We start from the raw sequence: 23390 nt of genomic DNA on the forward strand, positions 1-23390 counted from the left end.
GCAATAAAAAAGGCGCCCATGTCGGGCGCCTTTTTTTATGCCGCAGAACCGTTAAATGTCGAACGGAGTCTTCAGCTTCTTTTCAGCCAGGATGCCTTGAATATGAGCAACCCTTGGCAGTCCATCGTCGAACGGCGGGAAGCTTTCTCCGGCGATCAGCGGGGACAGGTAGTCACGGCAATCCTGGGTAATGCCAAAGCCATCATCAGTGATGTAGTGGATCGGCATTTTCTTTTCCTGATTGGCCACTTCGCTCAGGTTGGCTTCACCGATGTGCCAGCGATACGGGCTGGACTGTTCGCGGACGATCGTCGGCATCAGTGCCTGCTTGCCGGCGATGGCCATTTCTACCGCAGCTTTGCCGACGGCATAGGCCTGCTCGACATCAGTTGCAGACGCAATATGCCGCGCTGCACGCTGCAGATAATCGGCCACTGCCCAATGATACTTGTAGCCCAGTGCCTGCTTGGTCATATTCGCCAGCGCTGGCGCAACGCCACCCAGCTGAGTGTGACCGAAGGCATCCTTGCTGCCCGCATCGGCAATAAACCGGCCGTCTTCGTACTGGGCGCCCTCTGATGCCACCACGACACAGTAGCCGTAGTTCTCGACGCAATGTTCAACGCGCTTGAGGAACGCATCCCGGTCAAACGGAATTTCCGGGAACAGGATAATGTGGGGCGCGGAGCCTTCACCCTGGCCCGCCAGACCTGCAGAGGCCGCAATCCAGCCTGCGTGACGACCCATGACTTCAAGGATAAAGACCTTGGTGGACGATTCGCACATCGACTTGATGTCGAGACTGGCTTCGAGCGTTGAGGTCGCAATGTACTTTGCGACCGAGCCGAAGCCGGGGCAGCAGTCTGTGAAGGGCAGATCATTGTCGACTGTTTTGGGAACACCGATACAGGTGATCGGGTAGCCCATACGCTCGGCCATTTGCGAGACCTTGAATGCGGTATCCTGGGAATCGCCCCCACCGTTGTAAAAGAAGTAGCCGATATTGTGCGCCTGGAACACTTCGATCAGACGTTCATATTCGCGCTTGTTCTCGGTGAAGTTCTTAAGCTTGTAGCGGCATGAACCAAAAGCGCCACCGGGGGTATGCATCAGTGCGGCAATGGTCTCTTCGCTTTCTTCGCTGGTATCAATCAGCTCTTCGCGAAGGGCACCGATAATGCCGTTGCGACCCGCGTAGACTGTACCGATGGCTTCAGGGTGTTTGCGAGCGGTCTGAATAACGCCACAGGCGCTTGCATTAATGACGGCGGTGACACCGCCAGATTGGGCATAAAAAGCATTCTTGATGGCCATCGTGACTGGCGCCTCCTGCAGGTTGTTCACATCGCGCGAATGATACGTGAATCCAATGCATATTTCATGACAGGATAGTTGCTTGACGCAGCACGCCGGATACAGGACGCTTCCTTTCTTATAGCCGGCGCCAACGCGCGCTTGGGTGTCTGGCGCGCTCGCTGAGTTGGCCGGGCTTTCAGGTAACGGAACAGTGACGGAACATTAATTCAGGAATTCTATGCATATCCATATTCTCGGTATCTGCGGCACTTTTATGGGCAGCCTCGCTGTTCTGGCGCGGGAATCCGGCCATAAGGTGACGGGATCTGATCACGGGGTCTACCCCCCTATGAGCACCCAGCTTGAAGCCCAGGGCATTGAGCTTATGAATGGTTATTCGCCGGATAACCTGAAGCCCGAGCCGGATCTGGTGCTGATCGGCAATGCGATGTCCCGCGGTAATCCCGAAGTGGAAGCCGTGCTGAATCGTGGCATCGACTATATGTCCGGGCCGGAATGGCTCTCGCGGGAAGTGCTGAAGTCACGATGGGTACTGGCGGTTGCCGGCACTCACGGAAAAACCACCACGACATCGATGCTGCTGTGGATGCTGGATCAGGCAGGGCTAAAGCCAGGCTATCTGGTGGGTGGGGTGCCACTGGATTTTTCGGTCTCGGCCCGGTTGGGGGAAACTGATTTCTTCGTGATTGAAGCTGATGAGTACGACAGCGCGTTCTTTGACAAGCGCTCCAAGTTTGTTCACTACCGTCCGCGTACGGTCATTCTGAACAACCTCGAATTTGATCACGCCGATATCTTCGACAATGTCGAGGCGATCGAACGCCAGTTTCATCATCTGGTCAGAACGGTGCCGTCGAGCGGCCTGATTGTGCGCCCGGCAACGGATGTGCATCTCGACAGTGCACTGGCGATGGGTTGCTGGAGCAGTGTGCAGACCACCTCCGTTGGTGGAGAAGTGGAGCAGGCGAGTTGGCGCGCCGAGTTGCTGGCGGATGACGGCAGCCACTTTATGGTGGTTCACAATGAACAACCGGTAGCGGCGGTCAACTGGTCGCAGACCGGGCTGCATAACGTGCGCAATGCGCTGGCGGCTATTGCGGCTGCTCGTCATGTGGGTGTAACGCCGGATCATGCGATTGCAGCTCTGAACCGTTTTTCGGGTGTTAAGCGTCGAATGGAGCTGTTGGCGGATGTTCAGGGGATTCGCGTCTACGACGATTTTGCGCACCATCCCACCGCGATTGCGACCACGCTTGACGGGCTGCGCAAGAAAGTGGGCGATGATCCGATTATTGCGCTGATCGAGCCACGTTCCAACACCATGCAGCAGGGTGTACACCAGGCGACATTGCTGGCGAGCAGTGAGCAGGCGGACCGGGTGATCTGGGCTAACCTGAATGACATGGAGTGGCTGAATCAACTGGTGCCCGAGAGCGATAGCAAGCATCAACTCGGCTCATCGGTCGATGAACTGATCCAGCAGGTGCTCGTATCCTTACCGGTGCCGTGCCACATCGTGGTGATGAGCAACGGCGACTTCGGCGGCATTCATCAGAAACTGATCGCAGAACTGGAGCGTTATTTTGACTGATCAAGCAACCCCGCGCCGGGTGGTCAATCTGGCGCTAACGGGCGCTTCGGGGGCGCAATACGGCCTGCGATTGCTGGAGTGCCTGCTGGCGGCAGGGGTTCAGGTGCATTTCATGATCAGCAAGGCTGCCCAGATTGTGGTGGCAACAGAGACCAATATTAAATTGCCCGGGTCATCCGAGGCGATGCAGACCTGTTTGATAGACCTCTATAATGCGGAGCCAGATCAGTTGCTGGTCTTCGGGCGCGAGGACTGGTTTGCGCCGCCGGCGTCCGGTTCCGGCAGCCGGGCACCGTTGGTCGTGTGCCCGTGTAGTACGGGCACGCTGTCAGCTTTGGCAACGGGTGCAAGCAATAACCTGATTGAGCGTGCTGGCGATGTAGCGTTGAAAGAGCGCCGAACATTGATTCTGGTGCCGCGGGAAGCGCCGCTGTCGGAAGTGCATCTGGAAAACATGCTGAAGCTGAGCCGAATGGGCGCGACCATCATGCCAGCCAGCCCGGGTTTCTATCACCAGCCCCAGGGGATAGAAGACCTGATTGATTTCATCGTCGCCCGGATACTGGATCACCTGGAGCTGGATCAGCAACTGATGCCGCGCTGGGGTGAGCGCCGGACACAGCGTCGTTTGGAGCAGGCCGCTTCTGCTGGAAGACATAAAACGGACGGATAACCGTCACACAGTTAAGGATGTTGAGTGACATGGGTATTGATTGGCAAACCACGCCGGCTGCGATTTACCGCCGGCACAGCAACACGCTGCGCGCCGTTCACGCGATCGACAACATCTCACTGGACCAGTTGCTGGAAGTGGAGCGCCAAAAGCAGTTGCTTGTCACCAACACCGAACGTTTTATTCGTGGTGAGCCGTCCAACAACGCATTGCTGTGGGGTTCCCGGGGCACCGGCAAGTCATCGCTGATCAAGGCCATTCTCAATACCTACTTTGAGCAAGGCTTGCGGATTATCGAAGTGGACCGTGAAGATCTGGTCTTCCTGCCGGAAATCGTCGATGAGATCCGGGAGTTACCTTACCGCTTTATAGTTTTCTCCGACGATCTCTCGTTCGAGCGAGGCGACTCGACCTACAAAGCGCTCAAAAGCGTCATGGAAGGCTCCATCGAGAGTCCGCCCGAGAACGTCAAAGTTTACGCCACATCCAATCGCCGCCACTTGATGCCGGAGTCTATGAAAGACAATCAGGACTCCAAAATGGTTGAAGGCGAGCTGCATCCCAGCGAAGGCATTGAAGAACAGGTTTCACTATCGGACCGCTTTGGTCTTTGGCTATCGTTCTATCCTTTCAACCAGGATGAGTATCTTGCGCTGGTGGATGCCCTGTTTCCGGACATAAAGGACCGCTCTGAGCTGCACCTGCTCGCAATCCGCTTTGCACTTGCCAAAGGCGGCCGTAGCGGACGTGCTGCCCGGCATTTCTATAACGCTTATTCCGATCATTTCGACGGCCAGTAATCGGACTTTCCTGAATCGTCAGTGGTCTTCCGGCGATTGTTTTGGTCAACCTGATTGATGTTTTTCACCATTGAGTGCAGCAGGCTTGCCGCTGACACTGGCTGGATAACATTGAACAACTCAGAGGTTGACCATGATTCCACGCACGCTTTTTGACGCCGATCTTGAAGGCTTTCGCGACACCGTCCGCAAATTCCTTGAACAGGAGGCAGTGCCTTACCACAGCCAGTGGGAAAAGGACGGCCAGGTCAGCCGCGAAGTCTGGGAAAAGGCGGGAGCGTTGGGCTTTCTCTGCCCCTGCCTGCCAGAGGAGTTCGGTGGCGTGGGCGCGGATTTCCGCTACAGCGCTGTGATAATGGAAGAGTTGGCTCGGGCCGGCACCAGTGGTATCGGCTGGAATCTGCATTCCGACATCGTGGCACCTTATATTCTGAACTATGGCACTGATGCCCAGAAGCAGAAGTACCTGCCCAAGCTGGCGGCGGGCGAGATGATTGGTGCCATCGCAATGACCGAGCCGGGTGCCGGCTCGGATTTGCAGGGCGTGAAAACCAGCGCGATCCGCCAGGGTGATCATTACCTGCTAAACGGCTCAAAAACTTTTATAACCAACGGCCAGATGGCAGATCTGGTCATTGTCGTGGCGAAAACCAATCCACAGGAAGGCGCAAAGGGGACCAGTTTGCTGCTGGTCGAAACCACCTCCGAGGGGTTTGAGCGCGGCCAGAACCTGGAAAAGGTCGGGCTCAAGGCTCAGGACACGTCCGAGCTGTTCTTCCAGGATGTGAAAGTGCCGCTGGACAACCTGCTGGGCAGTGGCGAAGGGCAGGGCTTTATGCAGCTGATGCAGGAGTTACCGGCAGAGCGTCTGCAAGTGGCACTGACAGCGGTTGCTGCAGCTGAAGCTGCTTGGGAATGGACGCGATCTTACGTCAAAGAGCGCAAGGCATTCGGCAAGCCCGTGATGGCGTTCCAGAATACCCGTTTCAAAATGGCCGAAATGAAAGCGGATATCACCGCCGCCCGAGTGTTCACAGATCGTTGCCTTGAACTGCATCTGGATAAAAAGCTGGATATACCGACTGCCGCAATGCTTAAACAGTGGACCACCGATCTGCAGTGCAGAGTGATGGATGAGTGCGTCCAGCTTCACGGAGGCTACGGTTATATGTGGGAATATCCGATTGCCCGTGCCTGGGCCGATTCGCGGGTGCAGCGCATATACGCTGGCACCAATGAAATCATGAAGGAAATTGTCGCCCGCTCCATCTGACCTGCAATACGCTGCCTGTCCGAGCCGGTGCGCCGGGCAGGCCAGTTTCGTTGATGTTTTTCGCTTCCGTTACCCAAATTTACAAATTGCCAAGCCTATCAAGGTTAACCGTCAGTCTTTGTCATAGAGTGGCCGGATCGACAACCCATTATAAGGACAACGGTTGCGCCCATGACAGATCGCCAGGCTTCCCGTTACCCCGGTTCCATCAAACTGACTGCTGCCGTTGCGCTGCTTACGCTACTTGCCGGCTGCGGTGATGGTGAGGCCGAGGACCGTCCCATTGACGGCCGTGATACCGACGGGTTTTACGAGCCCTCTGTCGGCACATACAACGGGCGCGTCATCGATGGCTACCTGAAAAATGCGCGAGTATGGCTCGATCTCGATGGCGACTACCAGTACGACAGCAATCAGGTGGAAGTGACGGTAGGAGAGAACCCCGAACGGACCATTGTCATTGCCTCGGGAGAGCCGACAGCGATGACCGGTGATGGCGGCGTTTTTTCGCTGGATATGACGTCGTTCAGTCTTGACCCCGAAATCTCGGCGGAGCTCAATCCTGCAGATTATCCCCTGGTGTCCGTGGCTATTCCCGGTGTTACCGAAGAAGAAACCTACAGCGGTAACGTGACCGTTCCACACGCCTTTATGCTTTCGGCCTCTCCGGGCGAACAGAATGTCACGCCATTAAGCACCCTGATGGATGCCAGGCGCCGGCTGGGTATTGGTGATCTGAATGTGAATGAAAGTCTGGCGCTGGCGTTGGCCAATATTAATATGCAGGGTGACTATATCCGGTCCGGAGATGCCCGCGCCCACGCCTATGCCCGTGTGCTGACACGGTTCCTGGCGCAGCAGTTTCCCGATGAGTATGAGTCGGCGGTGGTTCAGTCAGGTGGCAGAATCGCTGTTTTTAGTGCGGATGCCTTGCGCATTGTAAGTCTCAGTGTCGCAGGCAGTGCCGAGACTATTGTGCGTGCGGTTGATGATGCCGTCTCGTCCGGCGGTAGTTATGCAAACGTCGATACGGACACGGTGGTGATTCCTGATGTGCCTCTGGATCTGGATAATCCGATTCTGCTCAAGGGTGTGTCCTTGCACACATCGACAGAGGAAAAGGGTCTGATTAAATCCAATATTGATGGCGGCGATACCATCTCGACCGACCTTACCTTTCAATACAATGAAATGGGCGTGCTGGAGAAAATATCGGCAGATGGCTGTATGTTGCCGAGCCCTTATGAAATTGCTCGCCTGGCTAATGTCGACGGGCAGGTCAGTAAGCTGGAGGTGCAATCATTTGACGGCTATTACCTGAAGACGGGCACCAGTCGTCCGTTCTGGGAAGATGACAAGATCAATGAAACGCTGACCTTCGACTGGGCAGCTCAGCGAGCTTATTTCAGAACGGCTACCACCTGTCATCCGGGGTTGGCCGCAACAAGTGAAATTGGCGATAGCACGCAACTCGTGTTTGACTGGACGCTATCAGGGGCGGGCAAGGTTGATGCAATGACCGTGTCTTCTGGCGGAGCCGCGCCTGGTGACGAAGGGGATGCCCTTGCGACTTTCACTCCCGACTACACTTATGCCAATGATCCGGTCTTCGGGTTTGATCTGTCGATTCTTGATCCTGCTGCAGGCTTGCTGGGCGATACCGCCAGTAAATCCGCCACCATTACCGGCGAAATCGTTGAGTGTCTGGGTGCCATTACGCCAGAGAACCAGGCAAAGCCCCGGGTCATATCCGCGCAGCAAAGTTATGAATACGCCAACAGCAATGCGGGAGACATGGTTGAGGATCCCGACACTAATTCGACGGTGGTGCCAGCCGACGGAAATCTGGTTGGGGTGAAAATGGACTGGGACACTCGGGATGGCCACAAGCGATTGTTACGGCGGATCTTTTATGACCCGACCGTGAATACAGCTGAGTTGCTGCAGTGGGAGTATTCCCACATCCGGGTTGGTGATTTTGTAGATGAGGTTCAACCAAACCTGATCAATGAAGCACAGTTGTCGCGTAAAGCCGGGAATCTGACCTCAACCTGCGGTTATCCAGCGTCCGGAGCATCGGCGGGAATCTATGCGCTGGCGCGATATGACTACATCCGGTTAGCCGATTACATCGCTGAAAACCTTTAATTAATCAACGTTGTCGCCTGCTCGCGACAACGTAAAAAACCTCAAAGAAAGTATTTGACAGCCTTTCGATGAATGATTAAAGTACGCGCCATTGGTGAGGGCACAGCTTTCATCAGCGGCAGATATCCCGATAAATCATCGTTTTTACAGGTTTTGATTTATTAGCCGGGCAATTTCTGCAAATCACCTGCCGAGGTGGTGAAATTGGTAGACACGCTAGCTTCAGGTGCTAGTGCTCGCAAGGGCGTGGAGGTTCAAGTCCTCTCCTCGGCACCACTTCTTTCCCCAGGAAGTGGCTTTAAATTACCCTCTGAATTTTTTCCAGTACCGACGTTATGACTCTTTCGGTCTGCGGGTTATACTTCAGCCACATCCAACCGCGATCAGCGACGGACGTTTTCATGTTTTTCCCGCCTGATCTGCCGGCAGCAAGGCATCCTTTTTAATGGTTTCCAAAAAAGAAAAGAACGAAAAAACAGTAAAGAACAACGATCCTCATGCTCAGCGTGAGGCGCAAAAATACGATAATCCGATCCAGAGTCGCGAATTTATCCTCGCGCACCTCCGTGAACGCGGCGCGCCCGCGACACATGAAACCCTCTGCAAAGAACTCAACCAGGTGACCGAAGAGGGTATCGAGGCTTTGCGCCGTCGTCTGATCGCGATGTGTCGCGACGGTCAGATGATTTGTAATCGGCGTGATGCATTTGTGCCAATCGATGAGGCGGATCTGGTGTCCGGTAAAGTGCTTGGTCACCGCGACGGCTTCGGTTTCCTGGTTCCTGACGATGGCAGCTCTGACTTATTCCTGAGTGCCCGCCAGATGAAGCAGGTTTTCCACGGTGACCGTGTCGCTGCGCGGGTCGTGCAGGTTGATGACCGGGGGCGCCGTGAAGGCCAGATTGTTGAGGTGCTGGAGCACAAGACGCTGCAGATCGTCGGGCGCCTGTTCCGTGAGAGCGGTATCGCGTTTGTGACGCCTGAGAATCCGCGCATCAATCAGGATGTGCTGATTCCTGAGGAACATTGCGGCGATGCGCGTCATGGTCAATATGTGGTTGTTGAGCTGATGCGTCAGCCGACGCAGCGGACCAAGCCGACCGGTCGGATTCTGGAAGTGCTTGGCGATCATATGGCGCCGGGTATGGAAATTGCCGTCTCGATTCGCTCCCATGATATCCCTCATGCCTGGCCGCCGTCAGTCGGAGAGCAGGCCGCATCAATCCCTGAAGAAGTCACCGAAAGCGACAAGGAAAACCGCGTCGATTTGCGGGATTTGCCGCTGGTGACAATTGATGGTGAGGATGCTCGCGACTTTGATGATGCCATCTTCTGCGAGCGCCGTCCGCGAGGCGGTTTCCGGTTGGTGGTGGCGATTGCCGACGTGTCCCATTACGTCCGACCTGAATCGCCTCTGGACGAAGAAGCAATAGAGCGGGGTAACTCGGTCTACTTCCCGGATCATGTTGTTCCGATGCTACCGGAGAAGCTGTCCAACGGTTTGTGCTCGTTGAACCCGGACGTTGATCGTCTGTGTCTTGTCAGTGATATGACAATCAGTGCCAGTGGCCGCATTAGCAGTTACACCTTCAGTCAGGCGGTGATGCATTCCAAGGCGCGGCTGACTTATAACAAGGTGAGCGACATTCTCGAACGTCCGGATTCCGAGGCGGGGCAATCGTTGCGCGAGCGTTATGCTCACGTCGTGCCGCACCTTGAGGATCTTTATGCCTTGTTCAAGGTGTTGCGAGCGGGCCGTACAGAGCGTGGCGCGATTGATTTTGAAACCACTGAAACCCGCATTATTTTTGATCCGACCCGCAAGATCGAAGAGATCGTGCCGGTCTATCGCAACGACGCGCACAAGATTGTTGAAGAGTGCATGCTGTGTGCGAACGTGGCGACGGCCCGCTTCCTGAAGCGGCATGAGATCCCGGCGCTGTATCGGGTGCATGAAGGGCCTTCGCCGGAGCGACTCAATGCGCTGAGGTTGTTCCTCGGTGAGCAGGGGTTGCAGCTGGGTGGCGGTGATGAGCCGACGTCCTCCGACTATCAGGCGTTGCTGTCCAGTATCATCGATCGCCCGGATGCGAATGTTATTCAGACCGTTATGTTGCGGTCGTTGAGTCAGGCGATATACAGCCCTGATCAAAGCGGTCACTTCGGGCTTGGTTTTACCAGCTATACCCATTTCACTTCCCCGATCCGTCGCTACCCGGATTTGATTGTCCACCGCGCGATCAAGTCGGTGATTCACAGTGAATCGCCAAAAGAGGCTGTTGTTCAGCCTGCACAGCGTGATGCGGAGCTGGGTGCGTATCCTTATGATCATGCGCGTATGGAGCGATTTGGTCAGCACTGTTCAATGACCGAGCGTCGGGCCGATGATGCCACGCGTGATGTCATGGCCTGGCTGAAGTGCGAATACCTGAAGGATCATGTGGGCGACGAGTTTGATGGTGTTATCGCAGCGGTCGTGCCTTTTGGCTTCTTTGTTGAGCTCGAGGGCGTGTATATCGAAGGGCTGGTACATGTTTCGACGCTCAGTGGAGACTATTTCCAGCATGATGCTGCCAAGCATCGACTGGTAGGTGAGCGAACCAGTGTCAGCTTCCGTCTCGGCGATGCCGTGCGGGTGAAGGTTATGCGTGTCGGGCTTGAAGATCGGAAAATCGATCTGGAGCTGCTCAGTGAGCCCAAGAAACGCAAGGCGGATCGTGATGCCTTGCCACCAAAAGGTGGCGAACGTAAAGGGCGGTCGCCGGGTGGAAGTGCTGGCAAGGGGCGGGAAAAGTCTTCCCGCAGCCGATCCGGTGGCAAACCGCTGTCCGCCAAAGAGAAGTTGTCTCGGGATGCTGCCCGTGAAGCGGGCGGTAAGACAGGCGGTAAGCGGGCTGGGGCGGCGGGCAAGTCACGCTCTGGTAGTTCAAAAAATGCGCCTGGTAAGGGTCGGTAAGTGTCTCAGGAATTTGTATTTGGCTGGCATGCGGTTGATGCTGTGCTCCAGCGAGAGCCGGGGCGATTTCAGCAGGTCTGGATTCAGACCGGGCGTCAGGACAAGCGGGTCAGCAGTATCTGCGACGCGTTGGATGAGCTGGGCGTCAAGTGGCAAGTAGTCCATCGTAAAGAGCTTGATGCCCGTGTTGCAGGGGTTCACCAGGGAATTGTTGCCCAGGTTGCTCCCAGCAAGGAAATGCAGGAGTCAGACTTGCTGGCCGCCCTTGAAAATTGGGAAGTGCCTCCTTTGTTGTTGGTGCTCGATGGTGTTACCGATCCGCATAACCTTGGTGCGTGCCTGCGTTCAGCTGACGCTGCCGGTGTCCGGGCTGTTATTGTGCCCAGGGATAAATCGGCATCGTTGAATCCGACGGTCAGAAAAGTTGCTTGTGGTGCCGCCGAATCCGTTCCGCTGGTGCGCGTCACCAATTTGGCCCGTTTTCTGCGCTCAATACAGGAGTTGGGGGTTTGGGTTATCGGCACGGCGGGTGAGGCAGACGCGACGCTTTATCAGGCGGACTTCAAGGGTGCCACGGCTTTGGTTATGGGGGCGGAAGGAAAAGGCATGCGCCGCCTGACCCGTGAACATTGTGATGCGTTGATCAACATTCCCATGCGCGGGCAGGTCGAGAGTCTGAATGTGTCCGTTGCAACCGGCGTCTGTTTGTTTGAGGCCCTTCGTCAGCGGCTCTGATAAACGCCGCTGCGCTTGCAATACCTGTCCCGGATGCCTAAAATACGCCACCCCTTATTCTGGGGTGGATTTTCTTTTGTCCGGATGAGCGTCCGGGCGTCTGAATATCTGCAGTAATCTGGTATTTCCGATACCAACTCCTTGCTTCTTCCGGGTGCGTCCCTGAAGGGGCTGTTCAATCCGTAGGGAGAACTCATGCGTCACTACGAAATCGTATTTATGGTACACCCGGATCAGAGCGAGCAAGTGCCCGCGATGATCGAGCGTTATACCAACAGCATCACCGAATCCGGTGGCTCTGTTCACCGTCTTGAAGATTGGGGCCGTCGTCACCTGGCATATCCGATCAACAAGATCCACAAAGCTCATTACGTCCTGATGAACATTGAATGTTCGCAGGAAGTGCTGGACGAGCTGGCTCACAACTTCCGTTTCAACGATGCGATCATCCGTGATCTCGTTATCCGTCGCGATGAAGCGGATACTGAAGCATCACCGATGAAAACTTCCGAGTCCCGTGAAGATCGCCGCCCAAGCGGTGAAGATCGTCCGCGCCGTACTTCTGAGTCTGAGGAAAACACTCAGTCATCAGACGACAACGACGCTGCAGACGATAACGACGGCGAAGAAGAATAATCCATCACTGGTAGTTGAGGAGTTTAATTATGGCTCGCTTTTTTAGACGTCGTAAGTTCTGCCGGTTCACGGCAGAAGGTGTTAAAGAGATCGATTACAAGGATCTCGACACCCTGAAAGGTTATGTTACTGAAACCGGCAAAATCGTGCCCAGCCGTATCACCGGTACCAAAGCACGTTATCAGCGTCAGCTGGCGACCGCGATCAAACGCGCGCGTTTCCTGGCTCTGCTGCCGTACTCCGATAGCCACGACAATTAAGTAATAACAGGACTCGGGACCCATGAAAGCATTGGCTCAGTTTGCAATGCGCGGGCCCCTTCAGGCGAGCGTGATAGCGGCTGTTTCGACGGCTGTACCGCTGCTCTCCTGGGTTGGAGCGGCCGTCGTAGGCCTGGTCATGTTGAGGCTGGGCGTCAGTCAGGGATTGGCAGTTGGCCTTTGGGCTCTGCTTCCCGCCCTTGGCTGGAGCTGGTTCGGCAACGATCCAACCGCATTGTTTGTGTTGCTCCAGGTTATCGTGATGGTTGCTGTTTTACGCGCCACCGCGTCCTGGGAGAAAACCCTGCTGACGGGCAGCGGGCTGGCAATAGTGGCGAGTATGCTACTGCCGGTTCTATACCCGCAGCTGATCAACCAGTTGGTCGATACCGGAATATCGTTTTATCAACGCTATAATCCGGACGTCGCCAAACAACTGGGCGATCAGCTCGATGTACTGATCAGGCAGGTGATGAATGCGAGCATGGCAGGTACTTTCCTGCTGATTGCGGTACTCGTCACCTTGTTGGCAAGAAGTTGGCAAGCGGGACTTTATAATCCCGGAGGTTTCAGGGCAGAGTTTCATGCACTGAGACTGAGCTGGCCAGTTGCCGTACTGTGTGTGGTGGCCATGTTCATGGCGCCGCTGCTAGGTCTGAATCCGGTACTGGTAAGTTGGGCGGCCGGCTTTCCGCTGTTGTTTGCGGGGCTGGGTCTGATCCACGGTATCGTGGGCAAACGCAAAATGAGTGTCCAGTGGCTGTTTTTGTTCTATATCGCCCTGGTGCTGCTAAGCCCGAGTCTGATGTTGTTGTTACTGTTGTTGGCATTTGTGGATAGCTGGCTGGATTTCAGGGGCAAAATAAAGCCCCCTGGACCGGTAGAATAAAGCACGAAGAGGTTAACGAGATGGAAGTTATTCTGCTCGAGAAAGTCGCAAACCTGGGTTCCCTGGGCGACAAAGTAAAAGTAAAAGCGGGCTACGGCCGCAACTTCCTCCTGCCATACGGCAAGGCGGTTCCTGCGACTGGCGCCAACATCGAAGAATTCGAAGCGCGTCGCGCCGAGCTTGAGAAAGCTGCTGCTGAAAAGCTGGCAGCTGCTGAAGCACGTGCCGAAGCGCTGAACGGCGCTGCTTTCACCATCACCTCAAAAGCAGGCGATGAAGGCAAGCTGTTCGGTTCTATTGGTGTGCGTGATATCGCTGACGCTGTGACTGCAGGTGGTACCGAAATCGAAAAGAGCGAAGTGAAGATGCCGGAAGGCCCTTTGCGCGCGATTGGCGAGTACGATATCGAGCTGCAATTGCACTCAGACGTCAGTGTTACTATCAAGGTCACAGTCGTAGCCGAGTAAGTTTTGCTATGCCGGTGCGGGTTCTTTCGAGCCTCACCTGTTTGCAAGGCTAAACGCTATTGCTGTGAATGGCAGGCCCGACAAGCGTTCACGCGTTTGCCGGGCCTGTTTTTTTGGGAAATCAATCAGCTTCAACAGTCGCTTGTGATGAGCCATTGCGGCGGTTATCTTAGATACTTTCGATAGCGATCGGTCATACGACTCGCGTCCACAACCCCATTCATTCTGTCACTCTGGATACGCGGTACCATGGTGAGTCCCATCGTAAAACAGGCAACCTCCGACGCCGATACGTCGCGCATCAAGGTGCCACCCCATTCGATTGAAGCAGAACAGGCTGTTATCGGCGGTCTGATGCTGGACAACAGCAAATGGGATGCGGTTTCCGAAGTGATAACCTCCGCCGATTTTTACCGGCAGGACCATCGCCTGATTTTCGCTGCCATTGAGCGCCTTGCCGGTGATGGCGAGCCGTTGGATGTGGTCACGCTCAGTGAGTTTCTGGAGCGTGGAGGCGATATTGACGACGCCGGAGGCATCAACTATCTCGCGGAGATGGCGGAGAAAACGCCCGGGGCATCGAATATAGGGGCATACGCCAATATCGTTCGCGAGCGATCTGTCATTCGCCAACTGATTGAAGTATCCGGGGGGATTGCTGATTCGGCGTTCAACCCCAAAGGGCGCACCAGTGATGATTTGCTTGATGAAGCTGAGCGCAATGTTTTCAAGATTGCAGAGTCCCGGGCGAAAGAAGGAACCGGGCCCCAGTCGATTAACCCGATTCTTACCAAGGCCCTGAGCCGGATCGAGACTCTTTTCGAGTCCGGTGATGCGATTACCGGCACCACTACCGGCTTCAAGGATCTCGATGAATGGACGTCGGGCATGCAGCCGTCGGACCTGGTGATTGTTGCCGGTCGTCCGTCTATGGGTAAAACGACGTTTGCGATGAACCTGGTTGAGAACGCCTTGATGGGCAGCGGCGAACCCGTACTGGTCTTTAGTATGGAGATGCCGGCAGATTCTATCGTGATGCGTATGTTGTCATCGCTCGGGCGTATCGATCAGACCCGTATGCGGAGTGGGCGTCTTGAGGAGGAAGACTGGCCGCGACTGACATCAGCGGTCAGCCTGCTCAAGGATAAGCCGCTTTACATTGATGATACCGCCGGTTTGAGCCCTACTGAAATGCGTTCTCGCGCCCGGCGTATTGCCCGGGAGAACAACGGCAAGATCGGTCTGATCATGGTGGATTATCTCCAACTTATGCGCGTGCCGGGCAGTACCGAAGGCCGAACCGCAGAAATCTCGGAAATCTCCCGCTCCCTGAAAGGCTTGGCGAAAGAGTTGAGTTGTCCGGTGGTGGCGCTCTCCCAGCTCAACCGGAGCCTGGAGCAACGGCCCAACAAGCGCCCGGTAAACTCGGATCTTCGTGAGTCCGGTGCGATCGAGCAGGACGCGGACGTCATCATGTTTATCTACCGCGATGAGGTCTATAACGAGGATAGTGCCGATAAGGGAATTGCCGAAATCATTATCGGTAAGCAGCGTAACGGGCCTATCGGCACGGTCCGGCTGGCCTTTATCGGCAAGTACACCAAATTCGAAGACCTGGCGCACGGCGATTACGGCGGCGACTATTAGCAGAGTTGAACGCTGGCAACGCAGTTTCGATCATCAGTTCAGGTATGGCCAGTCGGACGGTTAAACAGGACGGAGCGGTTAATGGGACGCGAGACGCGTGCACGAATTGATCTGGCAGCATTGCAGCACAACTTCACCGTGGCCGCAGGGCAGGTTCCGAACGCGCGGGTAATGGCGGTCGTCAAAGCTGACGGGTACGGGCATGGTATTGAAGCTGTTGCCGGCGCTCTGGCCGGTCACGCCGAGCGTTTTGCCGTGGCCTGCATCGAAGAGGCGCAGCGTGTGCGAAAGGCAGGAATCGCCCAGCCCGTGGTGCTCTTGCAGGGATTTCACCAGGCCGCCGATATTGCTACCTGTAGTAAGCTCCAGCTGGAGCCGGTTGTTCACAGTGATCAGCAACTGAACGCCCTGTCTTCCGCACCTCCTGACCGACCGCTGCGTATTTGGCTCAAGATCAATACCGGTATGAACCGGCTGGGTTTTTCGCCGTCAGTTGCCGATCAGGTTATCGCGAGCGCTAAGTCCGTCCCGAACGTTACGCTTGCCGGGCTGGTGACACACTATGCTTGCGCAGATGACCGCAACGATGACTTCTCCCTGCACCAGCACGATATCCTCGCGGCCCTGTCAAGTCGTTACCCGGAGCTTGAAGTCAGCGCAGCCAACTCGGCCGCCCACTTTCGCGATGAGTTGCAGCCCTTTGACTGGACCCGGCCCGGTATCATGCTTTACGGCGCAACCCCTATGATAGGGCAGTCTGCCCGCGAGCTGGGATTGAAACCCGCGATGAGCCTGGAGTCGGTGATTACCACCACCCGCGCACTGAAGGCGGGAGAATCTGTCGGTTATGGTGCCAGCTGGCGCGCTGAGCGCGATACGTTGATGGGCATTGTGTGTATCGGGTATGGCGATGGCTATCCCCGTCACGCGCCGTCGGGTACGCCAGTCTGGATTAATGGTCAACGTACGACGACCATAGGGCGTGTATCCATGGATATGCTGGCAGTCGATCTTACCGGGGTGGGCGATGCCAAAGTGGGTGACACGGTCGAGCTCTGGGGAGCGAACATCCCGGTAGATGAAGTCGCCGTCCATGCCGGCACGATTGGCTACGAGCTTCTAACCGGTGTCACGTCGCGGGTGCCCCGAATCTACAATGCGGTTTAGGCAGGCAATTCGGGTTCGCAGATAATTTCTTCGATAAAGTCGAGAATTGATGCGAGGCTTTTGTCGTCCAGTTTTTTGAGCACTTTATGGACGACCATTTTGCTTCCCTTCAGCATGCTGCTGATCCCGACTTTCGCCATGCCCATCATCATGTTGCCCGCGCGCAGACGGCGCAGTGGTTCCAGGAAGAAAAAGTCGAGCCCGTTGTCAGTCAACTCAACAATCAGTTCGTATAGTTCGTCTACAGCTTGCTTGTCTGCTTTCCCGCGGGAACGTAGCTCCTCAACCGTCAGCAGGGCTTTGGTCTTAAGGTTATCTGGTATAGGGGCGACAATGTGACTTTGTTGTTTCAGCATGGGGCATCCTGTGTTCTGGGTAAAACGGAGAAGTGACAACGCACCTCCGCCAGAGGGATCCCGGATGGTTAGTGCGAAATCCCGAGGGTTGCCGTATTCTAACCCTCATGGTGAGCCGACCATTGGCTCCAGGCGTCGTTGGTCGCTGTCAGCACGGTAAGTGTGTCGCTGTGATGTGACCTGACGCAGATTGGTGATGCCGCATCCTGCGGTACGACGAATTTGGGTTTGGCACCGGGTTGCTGGCACGCTCGTTCTGTTCGTTAACTGATGTATAAAATGGAGTGAATACCCCGGCGTGAATGTTCTGGTCGTACATGATTATGGTCCCTTGGGGCGGCTTTTACTGGAGAGCCTGAAGGAGACATCGTTGTCGGTTCATCCCTTGTTGATCAGTCGCCCGGATGGCGTTGATTTGTCAGCGCTGGATGACTGGGTTCCCGAGGACACTGATCTTATCGTCAATGCACTCTGGCATAACGACCCGGAAGCGGCAGAGCAAGACCCTGAAGCCATCAGGCAGTGGACGTTTTCAATTCCGGTGGCGCTTGCAGAGTACGCCAATGCAAACGATATAGCGCTGCTTCAACTCTCGACCTGCTACGTGTTTGACGGGCGCAAGCAGAGTGCTTATATCACCTCCAATCCAGGGCAGCCGTTCAGTCAGCTGGGTAACTGGCAGTGGGAGTGTGAGCAGGCCCTGAGAACCCTGTTGCCGCGCCATCTCATTCTGCGAACCGGATGGAGCCTTCAGCGCTTTATCCGCAAGATCAGATCATCGGTTACGCACAGCGCCAAGCTTGAGCTTTCCAGTCGTCATCATGGTCAGCCTGTGGCTGTGAGGGATCTGGCGCGAGTCATGAGGGCATTGATACTGCAGGTCGATTGCGGTGCGGAAGTCTGGGGAACCTATCAATACGCAGGAGCGGAAGAAATCAGTCAGTACGAACTGGGTCTTGCGATTGTGAATGCATTGCCGGACTTTGATGGCGTGCATGTGGTGGATCATACGCCGGAGTGGGCCGCTCTCGAGCCCGAAAACGCAACCTTGGGCTGTATCAAGGTCCGCAACACCTTTGGCGTTAAACAGGTGCCATGGCGCACCAGTATTACAGAAGAAGCGGGTATGGCGCGTTCAACTGCGCCGGGCGATGAAAGCGCTGCAGCACGCCAACCAGATCGCCAGACTTAATCACAGCTCCCCGAGAATCACGACTTTGAACGAAGCCGCACCGGTTGTCCGCCGGTCAGCGGCTTTTCGTTTACTGCGCGCCCTGAATGCTCAGGGCCTGTAATCCTTCAACATCCTTTAGTGTGACGTTTCGCCCCTGGGCTTCAATCAGCCCTGATTTGTGGAAACGCGTCATTACCCGGCTGACAGTTTCTACGGCCAGCCCCAGGTAATTGGCAATGTCATGCCGGGCCATCGGCAGCGTCAGTTCGGTCGGTGAAAGCCGGCGCCGGCTAAACCGGGACGAGAGGGATAGCAGCATCGCCGCAATACGTTCGTCTGCCGTGTGCTTGCTCAGTTGCACTGAGAGTGTCTGGCTGTTTTTGATCTCGTTACTCATCAACTGAAACAGGTGGTGCTGCAGGTTGGGCAGCTGCTGGGCAAGTGACTCCATCTTGTCGAAGGCAAACTCGCAAAGGCTGCTGCGCTCAAGGGCCTTCGCCGAGCATGCGTAGTTGTCGGCGCCCATGCTGTCGAAGCCGATAATTTCGCCGGGCAGGTAAAAGCCGGTGATCTGCTCTTCACCCCGGTCAGTCAGAATATACGTTTTGATTGCGCCACTGCGCACCGCATAGCAGGACCTGAATGGCTCGCGCTGACGGAACGCATGCTCGCCCCGGTTCAGGTTATAACTTGGGTGCACCACATTCTCGAGGCTTTCGAGTTCATCTTCGCTGACAGCCAGCGGCAGGCACAGTTTGCTGAGGCTGCAATACTCACAGCCCGGCTTAAGTCGGGGGATGGACTCTGTGGCAATGCGTCGACTCATGGCAATCCGGCTTCCTGTCTTTAACGAATACCTAACGATAAAGGGATGCTGTCTGATTGCCAACCAGGAAAGATACTCACGGGGAAGCAGGGCTTCCCCGAGCACAAGATCAGCCTGTGTAGCGTTGGAATACCAGGGAGGCGTTGGTGCCGCCGAAGCCGAAGCTGTTCGACATCACCCGTTCGAGATGGGCATCTTTCGCGTTCGGGCCGACAATCGGCATGTCGGCAATTTCGGCGTCGGCCGAGTGGTAGTTTGCAGTGCCGCTGATATAGCCGTTCTGCAGCATCAGCAACGAGTAAATCGCTTCGTGCACACCCGCTGCACCCAGGGAGTGGCCAGACAATGATTTGGTCGACGAAATGGCCGGGATGGAGCCGGTCAGATCTTTGAAGACTTCGCGCACCGCTTTCATCTCTGCCGCATCACCGACCGGAGTGCTGGTGCCGTGAGCATTGATGTAGTCAATCGAACCGCTAACAGTCGACAGCGACTGGCGCATGCAGCGCATGGCGCCTTCACCGGAGGGGGCGACCATGTCATAGCCGTCGCTGGTTGCTCCATAGCCGACCAGTTCCGCAATAATGGGTGCGCCGCGTTTGAGGGCGTGCTCCAGTTCTTCGACCACGACCATACCGCCACCGCCGGCGATAACGAAACCGTCGCGGCCACTATCGAAGGGGCGTGAGGCGGTATCTGCGGCATCGTTATACTTGGTAGAGAGCGCCCCCATGGCATCAAACAGCATGGTGAGCGTCCAGTCTTCTTCTTCGCCGCCGCCGGCGAATACGAGGTCCTGCTTACCCATCTGAATCTGCTCCATTGCGTGGCCAATACAATGGGCGCTGGTGGCGCAAGCGGATGACATGGAGTAGTTCACACCCCGAATCTTGTAAGCTGTAGCGAGACAGGCGGATACGGTGCTCGTCATAATACGCGGCACCATGTAGGGGCCGATTCTCTTGACCCCCCGCTCGCGCATGATGTCGACTGCCTCAACCTGACTGGCACAGGACGCGCCGCCGGAGCCGGCGATCAGCCCCGTTCTGTCGCTTGAAATCAGGTCATCAGTGAGTTGAGCTGACTCAACGGCCTGTTGCATCGCCAGATAGCTGTACATTGCGGACTGGCCCATAAACCGGCGAATCTTGCGATCAATGGCAGAGGTATCGACATCGACAGATCCCGAAACCTGGCTTCGAAACCCTTTCTCCTTGTAGGTCTCGTTGAAGCGAATGCCAGATTGTCCTGATTTCAGGCTGTTGTTGACGTCTTCGACGCTGTTTCCCAGACAGGACACGATGCCCATCCCGGTGATCACCACGCGTTTCATTGCAATCTCCATCGATGCCATGGCATATAAGAAGGTAATTCACCCATTCTAGGCGCTTTGGCTGCTCTGACGAAATGTGACCTTTGTCGAGGCGTAGCGAGTGATCTGACTGGAGGCAGGGATGAAAAGCAGTGCCGTCGACACGTTGCTGGCGACAGTGGGGTTGCCACAGGCTTATCGCACGGAGCCCGTCGGTGGGGACAGTATCAGCGAAGCCGTCAGAGCCACTCTGGGCAATGGCAGAGTCGTTTTTATCAAAAGACTGCGCAATGCCCCGGCCGGATTTTTCCAGGCCGAGGCGGACGGCCTGAGAGCGATGGCGGGCATAGCCGGTTGCCGAACGCCTGAGGTATTGGGTGTCACGGATCAGGGACTGGTGCTTGAGTGGCTGGACGGGGCGCCGGCCCGTGATTTCGCCAAGCAATTGGGGCGCGGTCTGGCGGCCATGCATGCCAGCGGCTCCGATCGATTCGGCTTTGATGATGACAACTTCTGCGGCCTGACGCCGCAACCTAATCCGTGGATAGCGGATGGTCATGCTTTTTTTGCTGAAGCGCGACTCTTGTACCAGGGGAGGCGAGCACGGGACGCCGGATTGCTGGACAAAATGGACCTGTCCCGATTGGAAACCCTGGCCGCAAAGTTGCCGGACTGGGTGCCACGGATGCCGGCGTCATTGATTCACGGGGATCTCTGGAGTGGCAACGTCCATTGTGATGAGCAGGGCGCACCGGTGCTGATCGATCCGGCGGCGCATTACGGGTGGGCCGAAGCAGATCTGGCAATGACGACCCTGTTCGGTCGGCAATCCTCCGCGTTCTATGATGCCTATATGTCAGCATCCATGATCGTCGGCAGGGATTGGGAGGAGAGGGCGCCGCTGTATAATCTCTACCATCTGCTGAATCACCTGAACCTGTTTGGGGGCGGCTATCAGTCTCAAGTGCGGCAGGTGTTGAGCCGTTACGTCTAGACTCTGCCTGAGCCTGCGCCCTGGCACGGGTGGTTATTCGACCGCTTTGACGGGGATGAGGCTCTCGTTCTTTGTCTCGGGCACTGCAGGCATCGCCAGTCCGAGATTATTCTTCTCGAATACCCGGTCGGCGCGATAACTTGAGCGTACCATCGGTCCTGACGGAACCTCCATAAAGCCTTTTTCGAGACCGATATCACGATAGCGGTTGAACTCGTCGGGGGTGACGTAGCGATCAACCGGCAGGTGATTGGGCGTCGGGCGCAGGTACTGTCCCAGAGTCAGGATGTCGACGCCGACTGCAAGCAGGTCGTCCATGGTTTGCAGAATCTCTTCGTCGGTTTCGCCTAGGCCGAGCATGATGCTGGTCTTGGTGATCACGTCCGGGCGATGCTTTTTGGCGTACTCCAGCACTTTCAGGGTCTTCTCGTAGCCTGCCCGTGGATCCCGTACGTAATGGGTCAGGCGCTCTACGGTTTCGATGTTCTGGGCGAACACGTTCAGACCGGAATCCACGACTTTTTCAATCGCCTCATGAACACCATCGAAATCCGGGGTGAGGGCTTCCACGGCGACTTCAGGTGTACGAGCCTTGATTGCTCTGACGCAGGCAGCGTAGTGGCTTGCGCCGCCATCATCCAGATCATCCCGGTCGACTGAGGTCAGTACGATGTAGCGCAAGCCCATCAACTCAACGGATTTGGCGGTATTTTCGGGCTCGTCGTGGTCAAGCCAGCCCTTCGGATTGCCGGTGTCTACCGCGCAAAATTTGCAGGCGCGGGTGCACACAGAACCCATTACCATGATCGTAGCGGTACCATTGTTCCAGCACTCGCCAATGTTGGGGCAGTGTGATTCCTGGCATACCGTGCTCAGACGATGATCCTTCACATTCTTGCGCACGGCATCAAAGCGCTCGCCACCCGGCATGCGGGCCCGCAACCAGTTCGGCTTGCGGCTGACCGGTGTTTTCGCATGGCCAGACTGTTTCATGCCATCCTTGATGGCATGAAAACCCTGTTCGCTCTGGTATTTGGAACCACTGGAAATGCGCTTGTCAGCTGCGTCAGTCATGCGAAAGAGGTGCTCACTAAGAGAATGGATCGTCCTGTAAAGGTTAAAGAAGCGACAGTTCGCTTACAAGCCATTTACGCCTTATGTCTTGGTTCGGTCGTAGGGAAAAACCGAGAACCCGATCATGACTCAGACCGGCATTACCCAGGGTGACATGCCGTCGTGGATCACCGTCCTCAGGCCTTCCATGCCACGCCCGACAGCTGGCGGAGCATCCTGGGTTGTGACCATATACGACGGATACGGGAATGTCGGTGCATTGGGCACACGAAACAGACGACCATCTTTCAGCAGCGCATCAACCCCTCGCTCGCGGAAATAGCCGGCACCGCCCGCCGACAGTATGTAACTGAGACCAAGAGGCCCCATCCCCACGAAAATGCCTGAGCTTTTAAGGTACGGAAAGGCCTTGTCGTGCTGCTCGGAAAATTGGGGGCCCCAGTCAACGTAGACATAGTGCTCGTTTTCCGCGGTAGCGCCGGACGGATCGGTGGTGACCATGATCAGCCTTTCTTCCTCCAGCATTTCGACAACCAGGCCGGGGTGGTAAAGCGGTGAATAGACAACCGCAATATCCAGTATGCCCCGCTCAACCTTGCCGATCAGGCTGGCGGCGTCCTCAACTTCAGTGCGCAACGCAATATCGGGGCAATGCCGGCGCATCCATACCAGCCAATTGAGTAACAGCGGGTTCCACAAGCTGAGTTCGCCTCCGACTGACAGCACATGCTGCTGGTTGCCGGGTACGTTGACATCGTGACGGGCGCGTTCCCATATCTGCAATATCGACAGGGCTGATGACATGAACCGGTCACCCTGGGGTGTGAGCGTTGCACCGTGTCTTCCGCGATTAAAAAGGGACTGGCCCAGCTGGGATTCCAGAGACCGTATGCGCGCTGTCACCGTTGTCTGGGAAATGCTCAGGCGATTGGCAGCATCGATAAAACTGCCGGTTTCAGCGACAGCCAGAAAAGTGCGGGCGAGTTTGGTATCCATATTCAATCACTTTTTTTGCTTGATAGTAGCAATATAAATCAGTTTTTATGCGCGAATGTCAATGTAATAATAGTGAGCTAATCTTTTCGATTTTTCTCC

General features: G+C 55.8%; 21 protein-coding genes and 1 tRNA gene. 16 read left to right on the forward strand and 6 right to left on the reverse strand.

From position 1 onward, the window contains the following. Nucleotides 1–51: 51 nt before the first annotated feature. Nucleotides 52–1314, reverse strand: a complete 1263-nt coding sequence (locus tag ACUN9X_RS14240; protein WP_260034281.1) for a 6-phosphofructokinase — start codon at nt 1312–1314, stop codon at nt 52–54. Between the two features lie 220 nt (nt 1315–1534). Between ACUN9X_RS14240 and mpl the strand changes: the two genes are divergently transcribed. The 14 genes from mpl to alr all read left to right on the forward strand — a co-directional run bounded on the left by mpl (nt 1535) and on the right by alr (nt 16559). Further along, entirely contained in the window at nt 1535–2908 is a 1374-nt protein-coding gene (gene mpl / locus ACUN9X_RS14245) for a UDP-N-acetylmuramate:L-alanyl-gamma-D-glutamyl-meso-diaminopimelate ligase (RefSeq protein WP_445473516.1), read from the forward strand. Then, the gene (locus ACUN9X_RS14250) at nt 2901–3581 is read left to right on the forward strand and encodes a flavin prenyltransferase UbiX (protein WP_445473517.1); all 681 of its coding nucleotides are present in this window, start codon (nt 2901–2903) and stop codon (nt 3579–3581) included. Before mpl ends, ACUN9X_RS14250 begins: the two co-directional genes overlap by 8 nt. 29 nt (nt 3582–3610) lie before the next feature. Then, nucleotides 3611–4381: an ATP-binding protein gene (locus ACUN9X_RS14255; protein ID WP_445473518.1), complete on the forward strand. Its 771-nt coding sequence runs from the start codon at nt 3611–3613 to the stop codon at nt 4379–4381. A gap of 133 nt (nt 4382–4514) precedes the next feature. Beyond that, the gene (locus tag ACUN9X_RS14260) at nt 4515–5654 is read left to right on the forward strand and encodes an acyl-CoA dehydrogenase family protein (protein ID WP_260034289.1); all 1140 of its coding nucleotides are present in this window, start codon (nt 4515–4517) and stop codon (nt 5652–5654) included. Nucleotides 5655–5825: 171 nt separating this feature from the next. Further along, nucleotides 5826–7802: a hypothetical protein gene (locus ACUN9X_RS14265; RefSeq protein WP_445473519.1), complete on the forward strand. Its 1977-nt coding sequence runs from the start codon at nt 5826–5828 to the stop codon at nt 7800–7802. Between the two features lie 189 nt (nt 7803–7991). Beyond that, nucleotides 7992–8078, forward strand: a tRNA-Leu gene (locus tag ACUN9X_RS14270). Between the two features lie 169 nt (nt 8079–8247). Beyond that, on the forward strand, nt 8248–10758 hold the full coding sequence (rnr, locus tag ACUN9X_RS14275; protein WP_445473520.1) for a ribonuclease R: 2511 nt from the start codon (nt 8248–8250) through the stop codon (nt 10756–10758). Next, entirely contained in the window at nt 10759–11493 is a 735-nt protein-coding gene (rlmB, locus tag ACUN9X_RS14280; protein WP_445473521.1) for a 23S rRNA (guanosine(2251)-2'-O)-methyltransferase RlmB, read from the forward strand. It begins immediately after the preceding gene. A 195-nt stretch (nt 11494–11688) separates the two neighbouring features. Beyond that, entirely contained in the window at nt 11689–12129 is a 441-nt protein-coding gene (rpsF, locus tag ACUN9X_RS14285; protein WP_260034294.1) for a 30S ribosomal protein S6, read from the forward strand. A 29-nt stretch (nt 12130–12158) separates the two neighbouring features. Then, nucleotides 12159–12389 carry a 30S ribosomal protein S18 gene (gene rpsR, locus ACUN9X_RS14290; protein WP_007348899.1) on the forward strand — a complete coding sequence of 77 codons (231 nt, stop codon included), beginning with the start codon at nt 12159–12161 and terminating at the stop codon, nt 12387–12389. 22 nt (nt 12390–12411) lie between these two features. Next, complete coding sequence (locus ACUN9X_RS14295; RefSeq protein WP_445473522.1) at nt 12412–13278, forward strand: hypothetical protein; 867 nt, start codon at nt 12412–12414, stop codon at nt 13276–13278. Nucleotides 13279–13298: 20 nt separating this feature from the next. Beyond that, on the forward strand, nt 13299–13745 hold the full coding sequence (rplI, locus tag ACUN9X_RS14300) for a 50S ribosomal protein L9 (protein ID WP_260034299.1): 447 nt from the start codon (nt 13299–13301) through the stop codon (nt 13743–13745). A gap of 249 nt (nt 13746–13994) precedes the next feature. Beyond that, entirely contained in the window at nt 13995–15392 is a 1398-nt protein-coding gene (gene dnaB, locus ACUN9X_RS14305; protein WP_260034300.1) for a replicative DNA helicase, read from the forward strand. An 81-nt stretch (nt 15393–15473) separates the two neighbouring features. Further along, nucleotides 15474–16559: an alanine racemase gene (gene alr, locus ACUN9X_RS14310; protein WP_445473523.1), complete on the forward strand. Its 1086-nt coding sequence runs from the start codon at nt 15474–15476 to the stop codon at nt 16557–16559. On the opposite strand, the gene ACUN9X_RS14315 is transcribed toward alr, so the two are convergent. Beyond that, the gene (locus ACUN9X_RS14315) at nt 16556–16915 is read right to left on the reverse strand and encodes a hypothetical protein (RefSeq protein WP_260034302.1); all 360 of its coding nucleotides are present in this window, start codon (nt 16913–16915) and stop codon (nt 16556–16558) included. The two genes, alr and ACUN9X_RS14315, sit on opposite strands and share 4 nt — an antisense overlap. 298 nt (nt 16916–17213) lie before the next feature. On the opposite strand from ACUN9X_RS14315, the gene ACUN9X_RS14320 reads away from it, so the two are divergent. Next, nucleotides 17214–18107 (forward strand): sugar nucleotide-binding protein, encoded by an 894-nt coding sequence (locus ACUN9X_RS14320; RefSeq protein ID WP_445473524.1) that lies wholly within the window; start codon nt 17214–17216, stop codon nt 18105–18107. A gap of 70 nt (nt 18108–18177) precedes the next feature. Here ACUN9X_RS14320 and fnr read toward each other — a convergent pair whose 3' ends face one another. Together fnr and fabB are read right to left on the reverse strand one after the other, a co-directional pair. Next, a complete protein-coding gene (fnr, locus tag ACUN9X_RS14325) occupies nt 18178–18915 on the reverse strand; it encodes a fumarate/nitrate reduction transcriptional regulator Fnr (protein WP_445473525.1) in 738 nt (245 codons plus the stop codon). A 109-nt stretch (nt 18916–19024) separates the two neighbouring features. Continuing rightward, a complete protein-coding gene (gene fabB, locus ACUN9X_RS14330; RefSeq protein ID WP_445473526.1) occupies nt 19025–20248 on the reverse strand; it encodes a beta-ketoacyl-ACP synthase I in 1224 nt (407 codons plus the stop codon). A 121-nt stretch (nt 20249–20369) separates the two neighbouring features. Here fabB and ACUN9X_RS14335 point away from each other — a divergent pair, with 121 nt between their 5' ends. Beyond that, a complete protein-coding gene (locus ACUN9X_RS14335) occupies nt 20370–21221 on the forward strand; it encodes a fructosamine kinase family protein (protein WP_445473527.1) in 852 nt (283 codons plus the stop codon). Between the two features lie 33 nt (nt 21222–21254). Here ACUN9X_RS14335 and lipA read toward each other — a convergent pair whose 3' ends face one another. Next, on the reverse strand, nt 21255–22295 hold the full coding sequence (gene lipA / locus ACUN9X_RS14340; protein ID WP_260034308.1) for a lipoyl synthase: 1041 nt from the start codon (nt 22293–22295) through the stop codon (nt 21255–21257). A 129-nt stretch (nt 22296–22424) separates the two neighbouring features. Beyond that, the gene (locus tag ACUN9X_RS14345) at nt 22425–23291 is read right to left on the reverse strand and encodes a LysR family transcriptional regulator (protein WP_260034309.1); all 867 of its coding nucleotides are present in this window, start codon (nt 23289–23291) and stop codon (nt 22425–22427) included. Between the last annotated feature and the right edge of the window lie 99 nt (nt 23292–23390).

The organism is Marinobacter sp. V032 (genome assembly GCF_052645435.1).

Excerpts from the sequence above, each read along its gene's own strand:
- ACUN9X_RS14240 (WP_260034281.1), bottom strand. The coding sequence starts at position 1,314 with ATGGCCATCAAGAATGCTTTTTATGCCCAATCTGGCGGTGTCACCGCC.
- mpl (WP_445473516.1), top strand. The coding sequence starts at position 1,535 with ATGCATATCCATATTCTCGGTATCTGCGGCACTTTTATGGGCAGCCTC.
- ACUN9X_RS14255 (WP_445473518.1), top strand. The coding sequence starts at position 3,611 with ATGGGTATTGATTGGCAAACCACGCCGGCTGCGATTTACCGCCGGCAC.
- ACUN9X_RS14260 (WP_260034289.1), top strand. The coding sequence starts at position 4,515 with ATGATTCCACGCACGCTTTTTGACGCCGATCTTGAAGGCTTTCGCGAC.
- ACUN9X_RS14265 (WP_445473519.1), top strand. The coding sequence starts at position 5,826 with ATGACAGATCGCCAGGCTTCCCGTTACCCCGGTTCCATCAAACTGACT.
- rnr (WP_445473520.1), top strand. The coding sequence starts at position 8,248 with ATGGTTTCCAAAAAAGAAAAGAACGAAAAAACAGTAAAGAACAACGAT.
- rpsF (WP_260034294.1), top strand. The coding sequence starts at position 11,689 with ATGCGTCACTACGAAATCGTATTTATGGTACACCCGGATCAGAGCGAG.
- rpsR (WP_007348899.1), top strand. The coding sequence starts at position 12,159 with ATGGCTCGCTTTTTTAGACGTCGTAAGTTCTGCCGGTTCACGGCAGAA.
- ACUN9X_RS14295 (WP_445473522.1), top strand. The coding sequence starts at position 12,412 with ATGAAAGCATTGGCTCAGTTTGCAATGCGCGGGCCCCTTCAGGCGAGC.
- rplI (WP_260034299.1), top strand. The coding sequence starts at position 13,299 with ATGGAAGTTATTCTGCTCGAGAAAGTCGCAAACCTGGGTTCCCTGGGC.
- dnaB (WP_260034300.1), top strand. The coding sequence starts at position 13,995 with ATGGTGAGTCCCATCGTAAAACAGGCAACCTCCGACGCCGATACGTCG.
- alr (WP_445473523.1), top strand. The coding sequence starts at position 15,474 with ATGGGACGCGAGACGCGTGCACGAATTGATCTGGCAGCATTGCAGCAC.
- ACUN9X_RS14315 (WP_260034302.1), bottom strand. The coding sequence starts at position 16,915 with ATGCTGAAACAACAAAGTCACATTGTCGCCCCTATACCAGATAACCTT.
- fnr (WP_445473525.1), bottom strand. The coding sequence starts at position 18,915 with ATGAGTCGACGCATTGCCACAGAGTCCATCCCCCGACTTAAGCCGGGC.
- fabB (WP_445473526.1), bottom strand. The coding sequence starts at position 20,248 with ATGAAACGCGTGGTGATCACCGGGATGGGCATCGTGTCCTGTCTGGGA.
- ACUN9X_RS14335 (WP_445473527.1), top strand. The coding sequence starts at position 20,370 with ATGAAAAGCAGTGCCGTCGACACGTTGCTGGCGACAGTGGGGTTGCCA.
- lipA (WP_260034308.1), bottom strand. The coding sequence starts at position 22,295 with ATGACTGACGCAGCTGACAAGCGCATTTCCAGTGGTTCCAAATACCAG.
- ACUN9X_RS14345 (WP_260034309.1), bottom strand. The coding sequence starts at position 23,291 with ATGGATACCAAACTCGCCCGCACTTTTCTGGCTGTCGCTGAAACCGGC.